The sequence below is a fragment of the Bacillus sp. P4_D3 genome (assembly GCF_056401855.1).
This window is the reverse complement of sequence record NZ_JBFUIN010001064.1, coordinates 1-877: the sequence shown is the minus strand read 5'-3', so window position 1 is coordinate 877 and position 877 is coordinate 1. Positions and strand designations below refer to the sequence as shown.

The 877-nt window shown below is 33.0% G+C and carries 1 pseudogene; it reads right to left on the bottom strand.

The features are described 5' to 3' along the window. Positions 1 to 345: 345 nt before the first annotated feature. Positions 346 to 877 (bottom strand): annotated as a pseudogene (locus tag AC1DTM_RS29165) (YheC/YheD family protein); the annotation flags it as partial.

The following is an 877-nucleotide window of genomic DNA, read 5'->3' as shown; positions in this document are numbered from 1 at the left end:
GCAAGATTTCCCAAATTAATTTCTTCTCCATCTTTTTTTACAAATCGAAACGTGATTTTTTCATTGTTTTCCATGTTCTCCCCCCTTTGTAGTATTAAATGACTGGAGAMTGATAATGGATTGGACAAGCGTATTTTTTTATAAATATGTGCCCCCGCCCACAATGAAGGGTGTATTATCAGGTTCCGGTATTTTGCTCGTATTAGGTACGTCGACTTGACGACAGTCCAGCATCCGCCGAATTTTGGAATGCATGGAGAAAAGCCTTATAGGAGATATAGAAAGAGAGATTAGTAGAAACATTGGTATATAAAGGTTTCTAGGTTTGATTATATTTTCCTTTTCTTATTTAGATTTATCAGCCAAATATCTAGCATAGTGAATTAAATTTCTAGCTACATCTAATTCAAGATTAAATATATTAGGTACCCCTGGTCTCCAATTCACCTCAAATAACCACAATTTTTGATCTTTATCAATCCCTACATCAATTCCTAACTCATCAAATACTACATCCTTAAATAAAGAATTAAAATGGTTAGCAAAAGTTACTGCAAATCGTTCTAAATACCTTTTAATATTATATCAATCGTTATCAAATTCCGCTTTTAAAAAAACATCTAAATAAGTACTGTAACCACCCTTAGCCATATTTGATACAACACTTCCTAATGGACCTATTCTCGGGAATATAGAAGTAACAACCCACCTGCCTTCCCCATTTCTTTGAACATGCAATCGAAAATCATAAACATGACCAGATTTCATTTGACATGAAATAAACTGTTGAACTATGTAACCTTGCTCTTGAATCTTATCAGATATAAAGCTCCGTAATTGTTTTTTATTCATAGATGAAATTTGTTCTGACTCATTC